Raw genomic sequence first — 743 nt, forward strand, 5'->3', positions numbered from 1 at the left:
ACCCCGCAGCACCCCGGCCAACCCAGCCCGATCGACGCCCGGCCCGACCGGAAGCAACCGGACCTGCGCCCCACGGGCCTCGATACCGGCCACCACGGCCGACACCCACTCGTCCTCAAGCAGACCCGCGGGCACCGCGACCAGCCACGCCCCCGACAACACCACATCCGGGCGGACGGTCACCGGCCGCCAGGAGACGCCGTACCGCCAGTCGTCGAACGCTGCCTGCCGCCGAAGCGTCTTGCGCCACGCCGCGAGCGTGGGCAGGACATCACCGAACGGCTGGTCCTCCGAGACCTGAAGCGTGTCCAGAACGGACGAGAAGTCCTCGCTCTCGACCGCGGCCCAGAACTCCGCGTCGGCCGAATCCGCCACCGCCGCGACGGAAGGAGCCGGGGCGTCCAGCCAGTAGTGGCGGTGCTGGAAGGCGTAGGTGGGCAGGTCGACGTGGTGCGCGCCGGTGCCGGCGAACGCCTGCGCCCAGTCGACGTCGACGCCGTGGACCCACAGCTCGCCGAGGGAGCTCAGGAAGCGGTCCAGGCCGCCGTCGTCCCGGCGCAGGGAACCGGTGACGACCGCGTCCTCGGCAGTGTCCTGGATGCTCATCGCCAGCACCGGATGCGGGCTGACCTCGACAAACGCCTCGTAGCTGGCTTCTGCCAGCGCCTCGACCGCAGCATGGAAGCCCACCGTGCGGCGCAGGTTGCGGTACCAGTACCCGGCATCCAGAGCCTCGGTGTCGA

At 71.5% G+C, this 743-nt stretch carries 1 protein-coding gene; it reads right to left on the reverse strand.

Going from position 1 to position 743, the window contains the following annotated elements; all coding sequences use genetic code 11:
* On the reverse strand, positions 1-743 hold a 743-nt coding region (locus G6W55_RS37995), incomplete at both ends, for an acyltransferase domain-containing protein (RefSeq protein ID WP_175525102.1).

The sequence above is a fragment of the Streptomyces sp. CAI-85 genome (assembly GCF_013363615.1).
GTDB lineage: Bacteria > Actinomycetota > Actinomycetes > Streptomycetales > Streptomycetaceae > Streptomyces > Streptomyces antibioticus_B.